The following is a 17,166-nucleotide window of genomic DNA, read 5'->3' as shown; positions in this document are numbered from 1 at the left end:
GATATTGATTTAGGCCGGTTATGTTCCTGTTCTGGGCACTAAAGTGGACAAATCGAAAATTGACTCGGTTTGTCCATTTTCATTTTGGTTGAAACCTTTGTCCATACTGTATATCAGCGAAACAGCTTCATTCAATCGGGCGGTTCGATATTGAAATCCGTCAAAAACGAGTTTTTCGGGGAATATCGAACCAATGATTTCTCTTTTAGCTTTGTTATCAGCTTTTTCGTAGAGTTTATCTAATGATGTTAAAGTGGCTAAAGCCTTATTCAGCAAAGGTTCTATGCTTTTACCTTCTTGCGATAACTCTATCAATTTTGATTCAAGCCCGGTAATTTTCTTTTCATAATCGGATTTTATTGACCTGTATTCTGACGGCTCAATCTCGTTTGCCAAAAGTAATTTGCGGGCATTTGTAAGCTCTGTATTGGCTTTTTCCAAAGCATCCTTTACTTGCCTTAGGTCGTCCCGCTGTGACTTTGTTTGGGCTTTAAATTCTTCCTGTAAAACCACTTTATAAACTTCAGTCATACCGGCTTTAGGAACTAATTTTTTAAGCTCACTTGAAAATAATTGATTTGCATTTTCAGCCTTGAACCTGGCTCCACATGACGACACACAATGGTAATAATAGTAACGTCCATTTCTTCCCTTGGAAGCACTGCCTGTAAGTAACTTGCCGCACTTTGGACAAATGAGATAGCCCCTTAGTTGAAGTTCATCCATACTTCCAACTTTTGCCCTGTAAGTTCTTTTCTTGCCATTCAAATAATCCTGCACATCGTAAAAAAGTGCTTCTGAAATTATTGGCTGATGCAAACCTTGTACATGCCTTGATTCCTCTTCTTTATATCCTGAAAGATAAATGCGGCCGCAATAGACAGGGTTACGTAAAAGATTCCAGAAATTAGAGCGGCAGGTTTTTATCCCTTTTTGAAATGCTTGCTTCATTATTTGCTCAATATTCAACTGACCTTCGGCAAGAGTTTCAAAAACCCACTTCATAATACTTGCTTCTGGTTCTACAGGAGCAATGTATTTTTTACCATCCTCTGTTATTTTATTTGCATAGCCGACAGGTGCAACTCCCATCCATCTGCCTTCTTTCTTTGCCTTTCTCATTCCAAGTAAAACATTCAACGCCCTGCGGTCGTTCTCAACTTCCGGGGCTGCTAAATAAAATGCCAGCATCAATTTATTTTCGGGTACTGCTAAATCCAATGGCTGTTCAATTGCCTGGGGTTCTACACCCAGCTTGCGAAGAATATTTATCATCTGGTACGCATCACCTGCATTACGACTAAACCTGTCCCATTTAGAAAATAAAACAAAATCAACTACATTTTTCTTCTTCTTTAAGTCAAACAACAAACCATTCCACTTAGGACGGTTAAACGTCTTTGCAGAATGGTCTTCAAAAATTACCTGCCTAACTTTTATCTGGTTGTTTTCGCAATACTTCCTTAAACGTTCCTCCTGGTCCCGTTGTGAGTAACCTTTATCGGCCTGTTCATCTGTACTCACCCGGATGTATAAATCTGCTGTCATGTGCCTCTGTTTTGCGTTAATGATAACTTAGCAAATTTAAACATAAAGTCGAGTATCAGGACAGCCTGCTCCAATGAGATATGCACATTATGCCTCTTTAAAATTTCAATTACCTGTTCCGGTTTCACACTTGCCATATCACACCTCCTCTTATTGAAATTTGGTTTATTATTATGTTTTCATTTCTATATTTTTCAAGTGAATTACACTTGCTTCAAACTGATTGGAACAAGGTTCATAAATTATATAACCATATTCCTGTAGCTGATTTATACATTTGTTATAGGTCTGCCGGGCATTTATTTTGGCGGTCTTCATAATTAAAGCTCTCTCGATTTTCACTGGATTATTTCCACCAGTAATATTCCATTGCTGCAGTAGCGCCATGTAAATGCTGATATGCGAAGCGCCGATACGGGTATCGGAGGCTATAGCAGCATAAAAGCCTGTTAGTGGTGGAAAGATGTCCATACTTTTTAATCCTGGTTAACTCTGTTTCGTTTTCCTCTGCCTGCAATTCGCTTTTTCTTCAGTAGTCCACTACCTGATGTACCATTAGATTCTTCTGGAATTGATTCATCACCACTATCAGATTGCTTTCTTTTAAGCTGCAATTGTTTTTCCATGTATTTGTTTTGCAGAAAGCGGTAGGCCTCATCTGTTGTTATACCACTACCATCTTCAGAAATATAGAACCGCTGGTTAACATCTGCTTTATTCTTAACAAGTGGGATTGAGCCAACTATTTCCTGATGCAACGTACCTGCCCAAAACTTTTGTTTCAATGTAGATGCAATAACTTTTCCCAGTTCTGATTTTTCAAGTATGGAAAGGCTTTCAATTATACCTGAAATTCTCGATTCTGTTTCCCAGGTTGATTTGTCTTCGGAGTTCCATGACTTTTTATCATCAAGGCTGAATGCTTTTTTCCAGTCAATAGCCGCCATCTGTTTTTCTAATTCTGCAGGGTTTACGCCATCAACAGGCAAGGCTAAACCGCCATTTGCTTTTTGCAGCGTTACATCATAGTATTGCAGACGATAGTTATCAGTTTTTTGTAACAGTTCAAAATACAAACTGAAAAGCATTGTATCTTTTTCTTTAATCACTCTCTGAAGCAGATAAAACTTAGCAGGTTTAAAACAGATTCGTTTTAACAGTAAGCTACCTGCATCGTGAAAGCCAAGCACCTCTAACTGCTTACTCAGCTCCGATATATTCTGGATATTCATTGCATAACATTTGATAATTATTGAAATGATTTAGGGATGCACTATGACACCCCTAAACCTTTGCCTTTACTTTCCCGTTTTTTAGGCAGCAGGCTTTGTCCGTTCTTTTTCTCCAGCTTTTCCTTTTCAACTTTAGGCTCCTGTTTCAACTCTTTTTTTTTATCATTTTCCTGTCCTGCCTTTACTTCTTTGCTGCCTTTATCTATTCCAGATTTGTATTGCTCCAGTGATTCTTTGGCCACCATCTTCATGTTTGAATCGTACATCGTAACTTTTTTATACTGAGGGTCAGCTTCCATAAACATCTTGTGGCTGCTACCGTCTTTTTCAATAGTTACTGATTGTACATTTCCTTTTTCCAATGATTGCATTAATGCCTTTGCTTTTTCAGGGTCGTTCAATTCTGCTACTGCAAATTTTTCCACGGCAGCTTTCAAATCATAGCCATAGTTTTCATGGAACTGCTTTACTTCAAAATTGTTGTTCTTGTCTTTGTTTTCAAAGTCAAGCTGTATCCAGGCTTTATATGGCTGGCCTTCTTTGGTGGTAAGGTCTTTGTGAACAGCCCGGCCATCCAGCAGGTTGTAGGCTTCTTTTGCTGTTACACCTTTTCCTTTGTTCAGGTAAAATGTTTGCTCATTTTTCTCGCCATTGCTTTTTTCTAATGAAGCATTGTAGTTGTTGAAAAAGTACATGTCCGTAGAATCGGACTTTCGGAAATTGAGTGTGGCCTCAAATGGTTTCTTATTAATTTCTGCTTTGAAGTGCAATTGAAATTCTCCCTTGCCTTCACCCATGTTTCTTTCCAACTCTGCTTTAAGTGTTTCACCAAAGCCCATGTATTTGATGTTGTCTTTCAAATACTGAAGATTTTCATTGTTCATAAAATTTGTTTTTAATTGTTTATCGAATAATGATAATTGCTGTGATTCAAAATGGTCTATTAATGCGTCTGTAAAATCATTGCCATCTTTATTAAATAATCCATTTGCATCAGGGTCAAGATTTAGCTGGCGATGAAGTTGTTCCCCGTATGGAATTTGATTCAAAATATCTTTTACTGAATTGAAATGAAGTACAGCGAACCTGTCACGGTCACTTATATTGTTTTCTGCAAATTCAACAGCTTCATCCCTTGTTTTGAAAAAATGTACATCTCTCTCATCTATAAAATAAAGGCTGTTGTTATAGGCCATGTACTTTTCGCCTTTCGATAATGCAATAGTTACCAGGTCGAGTACTTCATCTGCTATGGGATGTTCTGTTATCATTTCAAATCGGGCAATACCTTTGACTTCATTATAGCCTTATTATTTACTCTTAACAGAAAATGCCTGCCTCCGTTCTTCTCGGTTATTTGAACGACCAAATACTTTTTGTCAGGTATGGTGAATTTTTCCAGCGCCACAACAAAAACTGAATAGTTGTTCCCTTTAATCTTACTGTGATTACCCGTGATGTAAACAGGCTTTTGTTCCACTTCCTGCACTGCCGTTCTTTTACTTCTTTTTTTGTCTTTAATAAAAAATCGAAGCAGGTCCACATCGTAATCAACTGTGCCATCATTATTGATGTATAGATGATAGTAAATGATATTATCTTTAATGTAAATTCCCTTAATGCCTGCCTGCATGTTGTATTTCTTATCTTTTATTTTTTTTATAGTCCTTTCATTGTCCAATATCATATTGGCATAAGAACTGATAGTAGCTGTCCTGTTTACTGGTAGATAAAGTACCCATACGGCAGGTTTACTGTCATAATTAACTGTAAAAGCATATACGCTGCCATCATCCGTTACCACACTGAGATTTGTTTCTGTAAAATCTTTTGCGGCTGCTTTCACTAATAATATTTCAGGTGCTTCTTTTACCTGCTGCGCCAGTACAGAGCTTGTACCCCTGTCAACATGCTTAATGGCGAAAGGAAATACAAGGCTTGTTGTTTTGTCAGTTGTAATATTCAACTTTGTTTGTGCATGACTAAACATTACTATAAGGCACCCACAAATCATACTCACTATTGTTTTCATTGCTTTACTATTTTATGTTCATTAATCGGTTTCAGTATTTTTATCTTTCAGCAGAACTTTATATCCTTCTTTAATCATCACTTTAACCTGTTTCACTTTACGGGTTAGTAATTGCTTTGCAGTATTAATGCCTGCTGCTGCGGCCTGAGCTTTTAACGATGGGTCAAGTGTGGTAAGCTCCATTAACTGTAAACTGTTATCTGCGGAATTTTTTGCTACATCCCGGCTGATAGAACCAGGAATGTAAATGCCAGTTAAACCATCCAAATCGTAGAGTTCTATTTTTACAGGGAATAGTTGATTTTTATAACGGATGGAGTTTATTTCTGCTTCCAGCCGCTCATTGTTTAATGATGCAATTCCGTTAACAGGAGTTCCTTTCGGGATGAGTACACCATTTATAAAAACATCTGTAGAAAGCCGTAACTGAATAACAGCACCGTTTACTAATGACTGATTACTGTGCACCACCGCTTCAATTGCAAATCCCTCATTAGTTTCTTCACTCTCTTTTGTTACTCCGTAGAATTGATTGCTGGTGTTTAGTTTTTTCTTTATCGTATCAATCAGCGTTACATTCGCCAGTTTGGGTGAAGTGGTTACAGCAAATACCACCTGCTTATGTTGCAAAGATTTTTCTCTGAGTTTATCCTTTACCCGTTGCGGATGCTGTATGTCTAATATTCTCTCCAAAGTTCCGTTGAGCTGCTGCATTTCAGGGTCGCCGGTATTGGTTTTATCCATAGTTAACATCATGTTTTCAAGTCTGTCCACTTCGTTAGAAAATTCATCACCCTGATTGGGCAATGAACTTTCTTCAACATTTGTGTTTTCAGTTTCAGGTTGTTTATTGATTTCCTTTTGTAATAATGCTAATTTTTGCAGCAACTTTTGTTCAGGGTTATTTTCAGCTATTTCATAAGGTGATGAATTGAGACGCTGATTATATTTTGAAGCCGAGTTTTGAGTAAGCAATTCCAATTCATTCACTGGTATGTAACCCGTATCTTGTTTTTGCTGGTAATACGGGTCAGTCCGCATCCATTCTTCCAACTTTGCCGAATCTTTATCAGCCTTATCATAAAAACTAAGTTTATCAGTAAGGTTTTCATCTTTCATTTTAGCATCGGGAAGGTTAAGGTTTAATCCTTTTTGTTCGTTTGCAAGAACAGGTTCATTACCTTTTCCTCCACCTAATGCCCAAAACGCCATTGTGAGAAATGGTATTACCAGCAGCGGTAACACCAGCATCATTTTTCTTTTCCGCAGGAAGGCCTGCGACCTTTGCACACTGCTCATACACTTCATTTTTGTTTTTGTGATAAATAGATTTGTTCCAGCACCTGCACACTATCCATCAAACCCGGCCGGGCCTGCAGAATGCTGTCGTATTCATTCGTTCTGTTCAATTTTAAACTATCCATGTATTTTCTAAAATCCTGTATTTGTAAATAAGTTTGTTCATCTATAGTTGCCTCCGGCATTATGGTTTCATCTCCCGATTTATTAAAGTGCTTTGGAATATCCATTTGCTGTATCTCTAAAGCTTTCTGCTTTCTTTCAGGACTGAAAACACTGTTTACAATAAGATAAATACTGTAGCCACCTGCAGAAACGCAGAAAAATATCAGTAGTAGTTTTAATCGTTTAAAATCTGTGTTCATAAATATCCTGTTCATATTATCTGCAAATAGTTGTTGTGCTTTAATGCCGACACCGGCAATTTTGCCGGCCACTTTATCAGATACGGTAGTTTTATCATCTGACTGAACCTCTTTCTTTTTCTTCTTGAACAACCACATACTACCTGTTTTGAATGTTGATGTCAGTATTCTCCAACGTCCGCCATTTTTCAATTAAAAAGCCATGTGAATTATTATCACTACGGGAAACATTTCTCAGGTATCCTTCGGTAATCAGATTCCTGGTTACAATGGTGGTGGGCCGAATAATTTTCTGTTCCCCTTTATACCTGAAATAAAACGGATACACATCTGTATTAATAATGATGCTATCCATTGTGATTTCCTGACTGATGTTGCCCGATATGAGGTTTGAATAATACCCATTCTCTTTCAGGTTATCGTATTGTTGTTTTGCCGAATTGTCTGCCAGGTATAATGCTTTTGTAATGTTGGCCTGAATAACTTTATCATCAGGGTCAAGAGAAAAGAAGAAATGATGAAACATTTTTACATGGTCTTTTGCTTCCACTGGAATATTATCTTTCCTGTCGGCTGCATAGGCTTCTAATGCCTTTCCATTTGCCAGTATAAAAACCTTGTTCTGAGATTGAGACGATAACTGATAGCTTTTGTAAGCAATAAAAAGGGATATGATAACACAGGCAGCTAAGAACGCCACACTGAATAGCCGGATATACCTGAAAGTGGTGTCTATATTTTTTGTTTTCTGAAACATTGCTCACATTTTTCCAAACTCACAATTGTATATTCTGCAATTACTTTACCAAGAAGGGGAATTATATGGTAAGTGAGGTAGGGCTAACTGGTGCGTAAACACTTGCTAAATGAATATTCTTAACTTCATAAATCAAACATTATCGAAATTTTAATGAAAACTGAACCAATCACTATACGACAGATTTCGAAGAATCAGTTTAATATTTTTATGCTGTTTACACGGCATCCTGCTGTACAAAATTTTGCAAGGGAGTTAGAATACTATTCAAATGACGACAACTCTATTTTAGGAGTGGTTCTGTTAGATTTATATGACAGGGATTTTAGTTATGTGCTTTTGGTGAGAGATGAAAACAGACAATTCCGGGAGTTTGACACCAAAGTGAGTTTTGCCAGCAAAGCTGAAGCCGTAGATATGCTGAATAATTCCATGAAGTGGCATACAGCACAGAATCTTAAATCTGTTGTGCATAACCTGCCAGAAAGAGGAATGGATTTATTCAATATTGTAGTGAATCAGGAAAAAATTCATCCCTATTTTACAAGACTTAATGAGGATACTCAATTTATCCCTTCAAAGAGGGCTATCATAGAAATTGCCAATCACCTTTCTGATATTGACGGAAATTTTATCGAACAATTTCAGTCGCTAAATGGATTTGATGCCAGGCTTTGGGAAATTTATTTGTTTGCCTCGCTAACTGAGCAAGAGTTTTTAGTCAATAGAAAGCATGAAAGACCTGATTTTATTATTCAAAAATATGATGCTGAAATTGGAGTTGAAGCTGTTACATTGGGAAGGGATAAAAACAATCCGCCAACATATTTGCCTAATGAAGAAAAATTAACGAGGCCGACAGATATTTTGACAAAAATTAAAAATGAAATACCCCTTAGATATGGAAGTACCCTTTTTTCAAAATTGAGTAAAAAATATTGGGAATTATCACATTTAAAAGACAAACCTTTCTTATTGGCTGTGGCTGACTTTCATGATGATTTTTCAATGACCTGGTCATACATTTCTTTGGTTGAATATTTATATGGACAGCGAGAGGAGTTAATTTTTTCGGAAGACGGTTCCGCTTTTGCCAAGACTGAAAAGATAACACACTATACTAAACCTACAGGTGCCAAAATAAATTCAGGATTCTTTTTTGAGCCAGATTGTGAAAACATAAGCGGCGTATTATTTAGCACAACAGGAACAATTGCCAAGTTTACAAGGATGGGTATCCAGGCAGGCTTTTCATCCAGCAAACAAAAAGTATTGAGAGTTGGCGACCGGTATGACCACAATTCTAATTCATTTACTCCAATATCATTTTCATATATGGTTGATGAAAATTGTACTGAAACATGGAGTGAAGGGTTAAATTTATTTCATAATCCCAATGCTAAACATCCCATTGATATGGATTTATTTCCAAACATTGCCCATCATAAACTTAAGGGAGAACAACTGATTAGCTGGGCTCCTGATTTTCATCCTTTCTCTTCGATTAATATTAATACAATTGTGAAATAGGCATTTTTAATAAAAAATCATTTAATTGATTATCAATGTAATAATTTACTATTTGCATGAATTTTAAATTAAAAAACAGTTAGTTGTCAAAAATTATTGTACTTTTGTTCAGTAAATAAAAAGTATATGAGCAGGTTACAGCAATTAAAAAGGCAATTAAAGCCGGGTGAGGTTTATCGCCGTACTGAGCTGGCCAATTGGTCTAAGTCGGTTGACCGGCACCTGGATGAGTTGGTGCAGGAAGGGACTTTACAAAAACTGTCTCAGGGGCTATACTATTACCCAAAAGAAAGTGCTTTTGGCAAAACACCGCCTGACGAAAATATGCTGGTTGAAAGTTTTTTAAAAGACCATCGCTTTTTGCTTACCACACCAAATATATATAACAGCCTGGGTGTAGGTACCACCCAATTGTATAATGAAAGAACGGTGTATAATCATAAACGGCACGGAGAGTTTAAACTGGGTAATAAAACATTTCAGTTTAAGATAAAACCTCACTTCCCTAAAAAAATAACACCCGAATTTTTATTGGTTGATTTAGTAAATAATCTTGAATCACTGGCGGAAGATAGCAGCGAAGTATTGAAGAAAGTGGCTGACAAAGTTGAAGTGATGGATAAGAAAAAGCTGAAACATTCAGTGGTGGAATATGGCAGCGTAAAGGCAAAGAAATTATTTGCTCCCTTACTACAACTTTAAACAACCTTTCAAAATACGGCCATAGCTTTGTTTAAAATAGCGATATTGCAACCAGTAGAAATACCAATAATTAAATTCATTCTTATACGTATAAACACTTATGATTTTATTTATAAAGAACATGGTTTGCAATCGTTGTGTAACGGCTGTTAGCCAGGAGCTTGAAAAACTTAACTTGAAAACAATCAGGATTAATTTGGGAGAGGTTGTGTTGCAAAAAAAGACTACAGCAAAACAATTGCTTCAATTAACTGATAGATTGAATTTGCTGGGCTTTGAAATTTTGGATGACCAAAAGCAAAAGCAGATTGAAATAATTAAAGGGCTACTAATTAAAAAAGTTCAGTCAGGTGATATAGAGGAGCATTTTAGCATTATTCAATTTTTAAGCTCCGCACTGCATAAAGACTATAGTTATATTTCCCGGCTATTTTCAGAGGTAGAAGGCATAACCCTTGAACAGTTTTTTATTCTTCAAAAAACTGAGAAAGTAAAAGAATGGCTGGTGTATGGCGAACTAAATTTGAGTGAGATTTCTTACAAGTTAGGTTATAGCAGTGTGGGGCATTTATCCTCTCAATTCAAAAAAATTACCGGGCTTACACCGAGTCATTTCAAAAAATTAGGTTCTTCTTATCGTAAGCCCTTAGATAAGGTTAAAATCAAATAGGTATAACTCTTTTCCATAATTCTATAACATTTAGTGATAAATTGAATAGAACTTTGTGTTGTTAATTATTAAGTTATGACACATACATATTCCGTAACTGGCATGACCTGTACCGGTTGCCAGGCTAAAGTACAAAGCCTCTTATCAAAAGTACCAGGAGTAAAAAATGTAACCATTGATTTGCCCAAAGGAGAAGCCACTATTGACATGGACAAACATATCTCAACTAATCGGCTAAAAGAAGCATTAAAGGATTATCCCAAATACCAACTTTCCGAAACTAACCATCAACTTCATGCGGCTGTATCGACCGTGCAGGATGAAAAAACAAAATCCTGGTTGCAAATCTATAAACCCATACTGCTGATTTTTGGATATATCACAGGTATTACATTGCTGGCAGAATGGGTGCAGGGAGATTTTATATGGATGCGTTGGATGAATCATTTTATGGCAGGGTTCTTTTTGGTTTTCTCCTTTTTTAAATTACTTAACCTGAAAGGATTTGCTGAGAGCTATCGCATGTATGATATTGTAGCAAAAAGGTGGAACGGGTGGGGCTATGTTTATGCGTTTACTGAACTGGCTTTAGGCTTAGCTTTCTTAACCGGGTTCAATCCAATCCTTACCAATATTGTTACCTTTGTAGTAATGACGGTAAGCATTGTTGGGGTTTTACAAAGCGTTTTTAACAAACGAAAAATAAAATGTGCCTGCCTTGGTGCTGTATTTAATTTACCCATGAGTACCATCACCATTATTGAGGATGGATTGATGATTTGCATGAGTGGGCTAATGTTATTAACAATGTTGTAATGACTGCAATAAAATCAATAGGACAGTTTTTCTGGAAAATCTTCAAAGCTATCTTTGTGCGAAAAAAGGACTGTTGCAAGTGAATATCCAAATATTATCAATTATTACATGCCCTGTTTGCAGACACAAAGAGGAAGAAGTAATGCCAACAGATGCTTGCCAGTATTTCTATGAGTGCAAAAACTGTAAAGCCCGACTAAAACCAAATAAAGGCGACTGCTGTGTATTTTGCAGTTATGGTAGTATTGCTTGCCCTCCCATGCAGCAAGGTAAAAGTTGCTGCAAATAAAAGATGAACCAAACATTTAAACTCCAAATTCATGATGGTCTGGCTGTGTACATAGGCAGGCAAGTTATCACTAAATTACATTTACATCATGCTTTGGAGATAGTAATAGCTTTTGATAAGCCTTTTTTGCTTTCTACAAATGGCGTAGAATTTGAAAAGAGTGAGTGTAGCATCATCGCAGCCGATTTACCCCATCAGTTCTGCGGGGAGGACGATTTTTATATTTTTATCTACCTTGATGCAGAATTATCACTTGCTTTACAACTTGAAAAAAAACTTCAGCTTAAAAAACATGGAGTCATTCATTATTTGGATAAAGAGGTTGCCGAAACCAGAGGAAGATTTATTGATTGGTTTAAATCTGATTCAACAGACGGTAAAGATTTTGTTGAAATTATTCATTTCCTTATTAAATCAATCACCACTTTCGGTACTAAAAAAACAGGCATTGAACCTCGAGTTATGAATGCTTTGACTTGCATTCGATCATCTCTACATAAAGAAATTACTTTAGAAGCTATTGCTTCAAAAGTCTTTCTTTCTGAAAGCCGTTTTGCTCATTTGTTCAAAGAACAGATAGGCATTCCTTTTCGCAGATATGTGCTTTGGTGCCGGATGCAGGCAGCCTTAAAAGCCGTAATGCAGGGGCAATCATTTACACAGGCTGCATATGAAGGCGGCTTTGCTGATGTGGCCCATCTGAGCCGCACATTTACAGAAATGTTTGGTGTTTCGCCTTCGGAAGTCCTTAAACAATAGCAGGTTTATTCAAGCTTTTTAGCGCATTGTTGAACATTTTTGCTGAATTAAAATGTTCAATAAATGAAGAAGCTGTTTCAATTCAGTATCTATCCCGTGATAATGGCAGCAGCATCCGCTATCTTAATATTTGGAATCCAATCAGGCTATAATCAATACATGGTTACTATCCCCGTAATATCTCTTTTTGGATTATTTATATTGTTGCTTGAAAGATGGATGCCCTATGAAAAGGATTGGGTAAAAGGAAAAGGTGACTGGAATTTAGACCTTACTTATTATATAATTAATTATTGTATTAAACTGGCTGCTCAATATCTGCTGATTTTACTGGCACAAAGTATCAGTTTTTTTAACTGGTTTCCAACAGAACAACCATTTTGGCTTCAGGTAATTTTAGCTTTAACTATCATTGACTTTTTCTTGTTCTTTGTACACTGGCAAAGCCATAAATATAAGTTTTTATGGAACCTTCATGCCATCCATCATAGTTCCGAGCGGTTATATTTCCTGAATGGTGATAAACGGCATGCGCTGCATCAATTGATTGAGGGTGGCCCTGGCATTATTGTTTGCATGGTTATAGGAACGCCACCAGTTGTTATTATTACAGCCCTTGCATTGCTGGCAGTTAATATGTTTATGCAGCATACCAACCTGGATTACAAATCGGGCATTCTAAAAAAAAATTTTTGTGTGGCAGAATTGCACAGGTGGCATCATCGTGCCGATCATAAAGATGCACAGGTGAACTATGGAGCATGGCTTACCGTTTGGGACCATATTTTCAGAACTGCTTATGACAATCCCAAAATGCAAACAGAATTGGGCGCAATAGGCATTGCGGAAGAAAGAAACTTCCCTAAAAATTACTGGAAGCAGTTTTTATATCCCTTTAGCAAAAAAATACAAAAGAAATCTAAAACAACCTTGCTGCTGGCTGTCTTTACAACCTTGAGTATGAGTTCTTTTTCACAAACAGCGGCAGATGATATACTGGGCAATTGGCAATTGCAGGATGGCAGTAAACGAATTAATGTTTATAAAGAAAATGGGAAATACTATGGCAAAATATATTGGGTAAAAGAACCGGCAAAACAGGCAGAAATTGGTAAAAAGGTATTGTGGGACTTAACTTATGATGCAGGTGATAAAGAGTGGAATAGTGGTGAAATACAACTTCCGGATATGAACCATTCAGCCAATTGCTATATCAGACTAAAAGATAAAAATACTGCCATAGTAACCGGATATCACGGGCTGCGGTTATTTGGTAAAAGCAAGACCCTCAGCCGTATCAATTAATACAGGTTTTTAAAATAAACAGTCCTTCAGGCAACCCTTTTCTTAATCTAGTTGTACCATTGACTAAATATCTTTACAGAAAAAATTAATTTTTGCCTTATACCAATTCTGAGCTAAGGGAAATGCTGAATGGTTGCAGAGCCAATGACCGGCGCTGTGAGAGGATGTTATTTGAATGGTTGAAGGAATTTGCAGCAAATATTTGTTTTCGTTACGCTTCGCACACAATAGAAGTTCAGGATTTGGTGTGCGATGGTTTTATAAAAGTGTTTAAGAACCTTCATTTATACAATGAAGAACTTTATGGCTGTAATGAAGCTGCCTTTAAAGGTTGGTTTAAAAAGGTTCTCATTAACAACTGCATCAACTACCGCAAGAAGTTTCATCCCAAAATAATGTATACCGAAGACGCACTACTTATGCTTGCCGAACTGGAAGACGATGCAGAATCTGTGCTTGATACCATGAGTTACCAGGAAATTCTCAACAGCATTACATTACTTCCCCCAGCTTACCGTATGGTATTTAACCTGTATGTGATAGATGGTTACACTCATGTGGAAATCGCCGATATGCTGGGTATTACAACGGGGACATCTAAGTCCAACCTGTTTAAGGCAAAAAACTGGCTTAGGAACGAACTTCAAAAAAAAATGACGGTTAAAAAATATGTCTGAATGTAACGACCATAAACTTTTTGAGCTTAGCAAGAAAGCAGCAGAGGACTTTCATGATTCGTCTCTTATTCCTACCTGGGATAAGATGGAACAGCAATTACACAGGGAATTGCCGGTAAAAAAGAAACGGAGAAGGGTTGTCTTCTTCTGGATGCTATTCTCTGTTTTTATTGGGGGAATTGTTTATCTGTCTTCTAATGACTGGTACAATGTAAAACACACAAATCTTAAAGAAACGCAACTTTCTTCTCCAATCAAAAAAACAGATGAGACTAACCAAAGTAATACTCAGAAAACCATTGCGACTGAAAATATTCAAAACACCCTTAATAGGGCCCCACAGTTACAACAGGTGAATGATTCTAAGGAAAATACTTTAGTCTATGAAAATGGAAGTGATAATATATTGCTTTCAAAACATTCTGATGAAATTGATAAAAGAAAAACCAGCATAATTAAAAAAGAATCACGACCCTCTCACACTTCTTCAACTTTACAATTATTTACCAACAACAAATCAGATATTCCTACAGAAACCAACAGTCTTTTGATGAGTTCTACTAGCGATACACTTCAGCAAAACGCCGTGGCTCATAAAGCAATTGATTTTAACCCCGAAGAAATAACTGCAAATCCAACTAACGGAGTAAATAATTCTTCAGTAACTACTTTCTCTGGAGCTGATTCAACATTAAATCTTTCCATATCAACTTCAAAGCCTCAAAAACAAATTAAACGTAATAGTAGATTTTCAATTGCGGCCATCGCCGGCACGAATTTCAACGACGTAAAATTCAACCACATATCAAAGCAAGGATTGGATTATGGATTGCTGATGGGTTACAGGATAACGCCAAACATAGAACTCCGAACCGGGTTGTTAATATCTAAGAAATATTTCAATGCAGATGGTAAGGTAATTTCTTTTGACTCAGCAAAACTCAATTTACCTTCATACAGCAGCATCAACCTTCAGCATGCAAATGGCTATTGTCGTTTTATTGAAATACCTGTTATGTTCCTTTATCATTTCTCACCACAAAAGAAAACAGGTTTTTATGCCGGAGCCGGTTTATCCATCAGCAAAATGAGAATGGAAAACATTGATTATACCTTCCTGATAGATGCCAGTACTGTTGTCGAACGGACTCATGCAGGCATATACCACAATATGAACAGTTCTTTTACCTCCCTCACATCCAATTTCTCTATTGGTGTAAAAAGAAAACTCTCTCAAAACTGGAGTATTGCTGCAGAACCATACATCAAACTACCTCTTACAAAAATAAATGACAGCAACTTAAAGCTTACCACTTTCGGCGCAACATTGATATTTACGTTTCATCCTGCATTGAGAAACAGAAACAAATAAACTCCACCTTCAAAACCAACAATTATGCAAACAAGATTAATTTCCCTTCTTATTACTTTATTTCTTTTTGCCTGCAACAGCAATGAAAAATCAAATCATACTCATGATGAAAAAACAGCACATACCGGGGAACACAATATGCCAATGACTGACAAGGGATATGGTTTTGGCGATGATAAATACATTGATATTGCAAAAAATGGCATGAACGAACTTGCCAGCGGAAACGTTGAGGCATGGCTTGCCGGCTTTTCAGATGATGCACTGTTCCGCTGGAATGGCGGGGATAGCCTCGCCGGCAAACCGGCAATTGCTGACTATTGGAAAAAAGAAGAACTCAAATGATAGAGTCACTTTCGTATTCAGATGAAGTGTGGTTGCCAATTCATGTAACCAAACCATCTATACCAGCACAGTTGCCAGGTAACTATGCACTTTGCTGGAGTATGGTGCATGCACGGTATAAGTCAGGTAAAGAAATGAATCAGCGTATGCACATGGTATTTCATTTTAACGATAATGACAAAATTGACAGGGTAACGCAGTATATAGACCGTGTTCCAATTAATAATGCGCAGGTTAAATAAGTATATGTAAGGGAGCAATTATTTAAAGTTATCATCTTCATTTTCCTGAAGAAAATTAATTTATTAGTCAGGCAACCCTGCACCTGATGTCACTGTATCATACTTTAACAATCAATAATCTAAACCAAATAAAAATGAAAAATTTAAAATCCAATGTGTTTTTACTGGCTGTTATTTCTATGGCTGTTTATGTATCTGCCTGTAAGAAAAAGAATGACATGCCGATGAATGAAAAGAATATTGACTACCCGGCAGCTTATGTAATAAATGGTGAAAGCAGTACCATTTCAGTTATCAAGTTAAGCAGCAACACAGTTACTGACAGTATAGATTTAATGAACAGTGCCGGTAGCATGATTATGTGGCCCCATCACATCTACCATCATCAGTCAGGCCAAAACCACCACTTGGCAATTGGAGTACCAGGAATGGACTTAAGTGCAGGCCATACCGGGGGAATGCCCGGCATGAAAGGGATGGTTGTTGTTATGGATGCTGTAACAGGAGTATTAAAAAAGAACTTAGAAGTGCCGGTGATGAATCACAACGCAGTTTTTTCACCTGATGGGTCTGAGATATGGACTTCACAGATGGATATGTCAGGGAAAGTATTGGTTTATGATGCTACGACTTACACATTAAAAAACACAATTAATGTGGGAGATGAACCTGCAGAAGTTACTTTTAGTGCAGATGGAACGAAGGCGTATGTATGCAACGGTATGAGTAATTCAGTAACCGTAATTAATCCTTCTACAAAAGTTGTTATTGCTACTGTGAATGTAGATATGAATCCCGTGGGTGCATGGCCTTCATCAATTGGTAAAATGTTTATTGACAATGAAGACGGCCAAAGTATTTCAGTGATTGATGTTGCCTCCAATACGAATCTTGCCACAATAATGCTGGGCTTTAAGCCTGGTTTTGCGGCTTATAATTCCACAGCCAATGAATTATGGGTAAGTGATGCTACCAATGGAAAGGTTGCTTATTATATTGACATGGGTGGCAATAGCTGGATGAAACATGGTGAATTTGCAACGGGGGCTGATGCACATGCGATAGCCTTTAATGGCAACTATGCTTACGTCACTAACCAGGGGGCAAATACTGTATCTGTCATAAATGTTTCTACGCATACAAAAGTAAAAGACATTCCGGTTGGGAAAAAGCCTAACGGAATTGTATTCAAATTGTAGTATTTGGTTTTCAAAACCTGTTTTAAA

The 17,166-nt window shown here is 37.0% G+C and carries 20 protein-coding genes; 12 read left to right on the top strand and 8 right to left on the bottom strand.

The annotated features are described in order from the left end of the window. Positions 1 to 18: 18 nt before the first annotated feature. The 8 genes from ACQ2HE_RS05175 to traK all read right to left on the bottom strand — a co-directional run bounded on the left by ACQ2HE_RS05175 (position 19) and on the right by traK (position 7,233). Positions 19 to 1,548, bottom strand: coding sequence for a recombinase family protein (locus ACQ2HE_RS05175; protein ID WP_430897720.1), 1,530 nt, complete (start codon positions 1,546 to 1,548; stop codon positions 19 to 21). A gap of 171 nt (positions 1,549 to 1,719) precedes the next feature. Continuing rightward, positions 1,720 to 2,019, bottom strand: coding sequence for a hypothetical protein (locus ACQ2HE_RS05170; RefSeq protein ID WP_430897722.1), 300 nt, complete (start codon positions 2,017 to 2,019; stop codon positions 1,720 to 1,722). A 5-nt stretch (positions 2,020 to 2,024) separates the two neighbouring features. Beyond that, on the bottom strand, positions 2,025 to 2,780 hold the full coding sequence (locus tag ACQ2HE_RS05165) for a hypothetical protein (protein WP_430897724.1): 756 nt from the start codon (positions 2,778 to 2,780) through the stop codon (positions 2,025 to 2,027). 41 nt (positions 2,781 to 2,821) lie between these two features. After that, positions 2,822 to 4,051, bottom strand: a complete 1,230-nt coding sequence (locus ACQ2HE_RS05160) for a hypothetical protein (RefSeq protein ID WP_430897726.1) — start codon at positions 4,049 to 4,051, stop codon at positions 2,822 to 2,824. Continuing rightward, positions 4,048 to 4,812 carry a DUF4138 domain-containing protein gene (locus ACQ2HE_RS05155; protein ID WP_407527486.1) on the bottom strand — a complete coding sequence of 255 codons (765 nt, stop codon included), beginning with the start codon at positions 4,810 to 4,812 and terminating at the stop codon, positions 4,048 to 4,050. Before ACQ2HE_RS05155 ends, ACQ2HE_RS05160 begins: the two co-directional genes overlap by 4 nt. A gap of 21 nt (positions 4,813 to 4,833) precedes the next feature. Beyond that, positions 4,834 to 6,111, bottom strand: coding sequence for a conjugative transposon protein TraM (traM, locus tag ACQ2HE_RS05150; protein WP_407527483.1), 1,278 nt, complete (start codon positions 6,109 to 6,111; stop codon positions 4,834 to 4,836). Between the two features lie 5 nt (positions 6,112 to 6,116). Continuing rightward, complete coding sequence (locus ACQ2HE_RS05145) at positions 6,117 to 6,614, bottom strand: hypothetical protein (RefSeq protein ID WP_407527480.1); 498 nt, start codon at positions 6,612 to 6,614, stop codon at positions 6,117 to 6,119. Between the two features lies 1 nt (position 6,615). Continuing rightward, complete coding sequence (gene traK, locus ACQ2HE_RS05140; RefSeq protein ID WP_407527478.1) at positions 6,616 to 7,233, bottom strand: conjugative transposon protein TraK; 618 nt, start codon at positions 7,231 to 7,233, stop codon at positions 6,616 to 6,618. 153 nt (positions 7,234 to 7,386) lie between these two features. On the opposite strand from traK, the gene ACQ2HE_RS05135 reads away from it, so the two are divergent. From ACQ2HE_RS05135 to ACQ2HE_RS05080, 12 genes are all read left to right on the top strand, one after another. Next, on the top strand, positions 7,387 to 8,763 hold the full coding sequence (locus ACQ2HE_RS05135; protein ID WP_430897729.1) for a hypothetical protein: 1,377 nt from the start codon (positions 7,387 to 7,389) through the stop codon (positions 8,761 to 8,763). Positions 8,764 to 8,889: 126 nt separating this feature from the next. Further along, positions 8,890 to 9,465 (top strand): DUF6088 family protein, encoded by a 576-nt coding sequence (locus ACQ2HE_RS05130; protein WP_430897731.1) that lies wholly within the window; start codon positions 8,890 to 8,892, stop codon positions 9,463 to 9,465. Between the two features lie 100 nt (positions 9,466 to 9,565). Continuing rightward, the gene (locus ACQ2HE_RS05125) at positions 9,566 to 10,135 is read left to right on the top strand and encodes a helix-turn-helix domain-containing protein (protein ID WP_430897733.1); all 570 of its coding nucleotides are present in this window, start codon (positions 9,566 to 9,568) and stop codon (positions 10,133 to 10,135) included. Positions 10,136 to 10,210: 75 nt separating this feature from the next. Continuing rightward, positions 10,211 to 10,951 (top strand): heavy-metal-associated domain-containing protein, encoded by a 741-nt coding sequence (locus ACQ2HE_RS05120; RefSeq protein WP_430897735.1) that lies wholly within the window; start codon positions 10,211 to 10,213, stop codon positions 10,949 to 10,951. A gap of 79 nt (positions 10,952 to 11,030) precedes the next feature. Further along, positions 11,031 to 11,240 carry a GDCCVxC domain-containing (seleno)protein gene (locus tag ACQ2HE_RS05115; protein ID WP_472846342.1) on the top strand — a complete coding sequence of 70 codons (210 nt, stop codon included), beginning with the start codon at positions 11,031 to 11,033 and terminating at the stop codon, positions 11,238 to 11,240. Between the two features lie 3 nt (positions 11,241 to 11,243). Beyond that, the gene (locus ACQ2HE_RS05110; RefSeq protein ID WP_430897737.1) at positions 11,244 to 11,999 is read left to right on the top strand and encodes a helix-turn-helix transcriptional regulator; all 756 of its coding nucleotides are present in this window, start codon (positions 11,244 to 11,246) and stop codon (positions 11,997 to 11,999) included. A gap of 102 nt (positions 12,000 to 12,101) precedes the next feature. Continuing rightward, positions 12,102 to 13,304 carry a sterol desaturase family protein gene (locus tag ACQ2HE_RS05105; RefSeq protein ID WP_430897739.1) on the top strand — a complete coding sequence of 401 codons (1,203 nt, stop codon included), beginning with the start codon at positions 12,102 to 12,104 and terminating at the stop codon, positions 13,302 to 13,304. Between the two features lie 92 nt (positions 13,305 to 13,396). Then, positions 13,397 to 13,981, top strand: a complete 585-nt coding sequence (locus tag ACQ2HE_RS05100; protein ID WP_430897741.1) for an RNA polymerase sigma factor — start codon at positions 13,397 to 13,399, stop codon at positions 13,979 to 13,981. Then, positions 13,974 to 15,353 (top strand): outer membrane beta-barrel protein, encoded by a 1,380-nt coding sequence (locus ACQ2HE_RS05095; protein ID WP_430897743.1) that lies wholly within the window; start codon positions 13,974 to 13,976, stop codon positions 15,351 to 15,353. Before ACQ2HE_RS05100 ends, ACQ2HE_RS05095 begins: the two co-directional genes overlap by 8 nt. 24 nt (positions 15,354 to 15,377) lie before the next feature. Further along, the gene (locus tag ACQ2HE_RS05090) at positions 15,378 to 15,698 is read left to right on the top strand and encodes a Cif family virulence factor (protein WP_430897745.1); all 321 of its coding nucleotides are present in this window, start codon (positions 15,378 to 15,380) and stop codon (positions 15,696 to 15,698) included. Then, positions 15,695 to 15,940, top strand: a complete 246-nt coding sequence (locus ACQ2HE_RS05085; RefSeq protein ID WP_430897747.1) for a nuclear transport factor 2-like protein — start codon at positions 15,695 to 15,697, stop codon at positions 15,938 to 15,940. The genes ACQ2HE_RS05090 and ACQ2HE_RS05085 overlap by 4 nt, the downstream gene beginning before the upstream one ends. A gap of 134 nt (positions 15,941 to 16,074) precedes the next feature. Next, positions 16,075 to 17,139, top strand: a complete 1,065-nt coding sequence (locus ACQ2HE_RS05080) for a YncE family protein (RefSeq protein WP_430897749.1) — start codon at positions 16,075 to 16,077, stop codon at positions 17,137 to 17,139. The last annotated feature ends 27 nt before the right edge of the window (positions 17,140 to 17,166 follow it).

Origin of the sequence: Endoryza foliicola (assembly GCF_050589245.1) — a bacterium.
GTDB classification, from domain to species: Bacteria; Bacteroidota; Bacteroidia; order Chitinophagales; family Chitinophagaceae; genus Endoryza; species Endoryza foliicola.
Note: the sequence above shows the minus strand (reverse complement) of the source record. Positions and strands in the feature narration are given on the sequence as shown.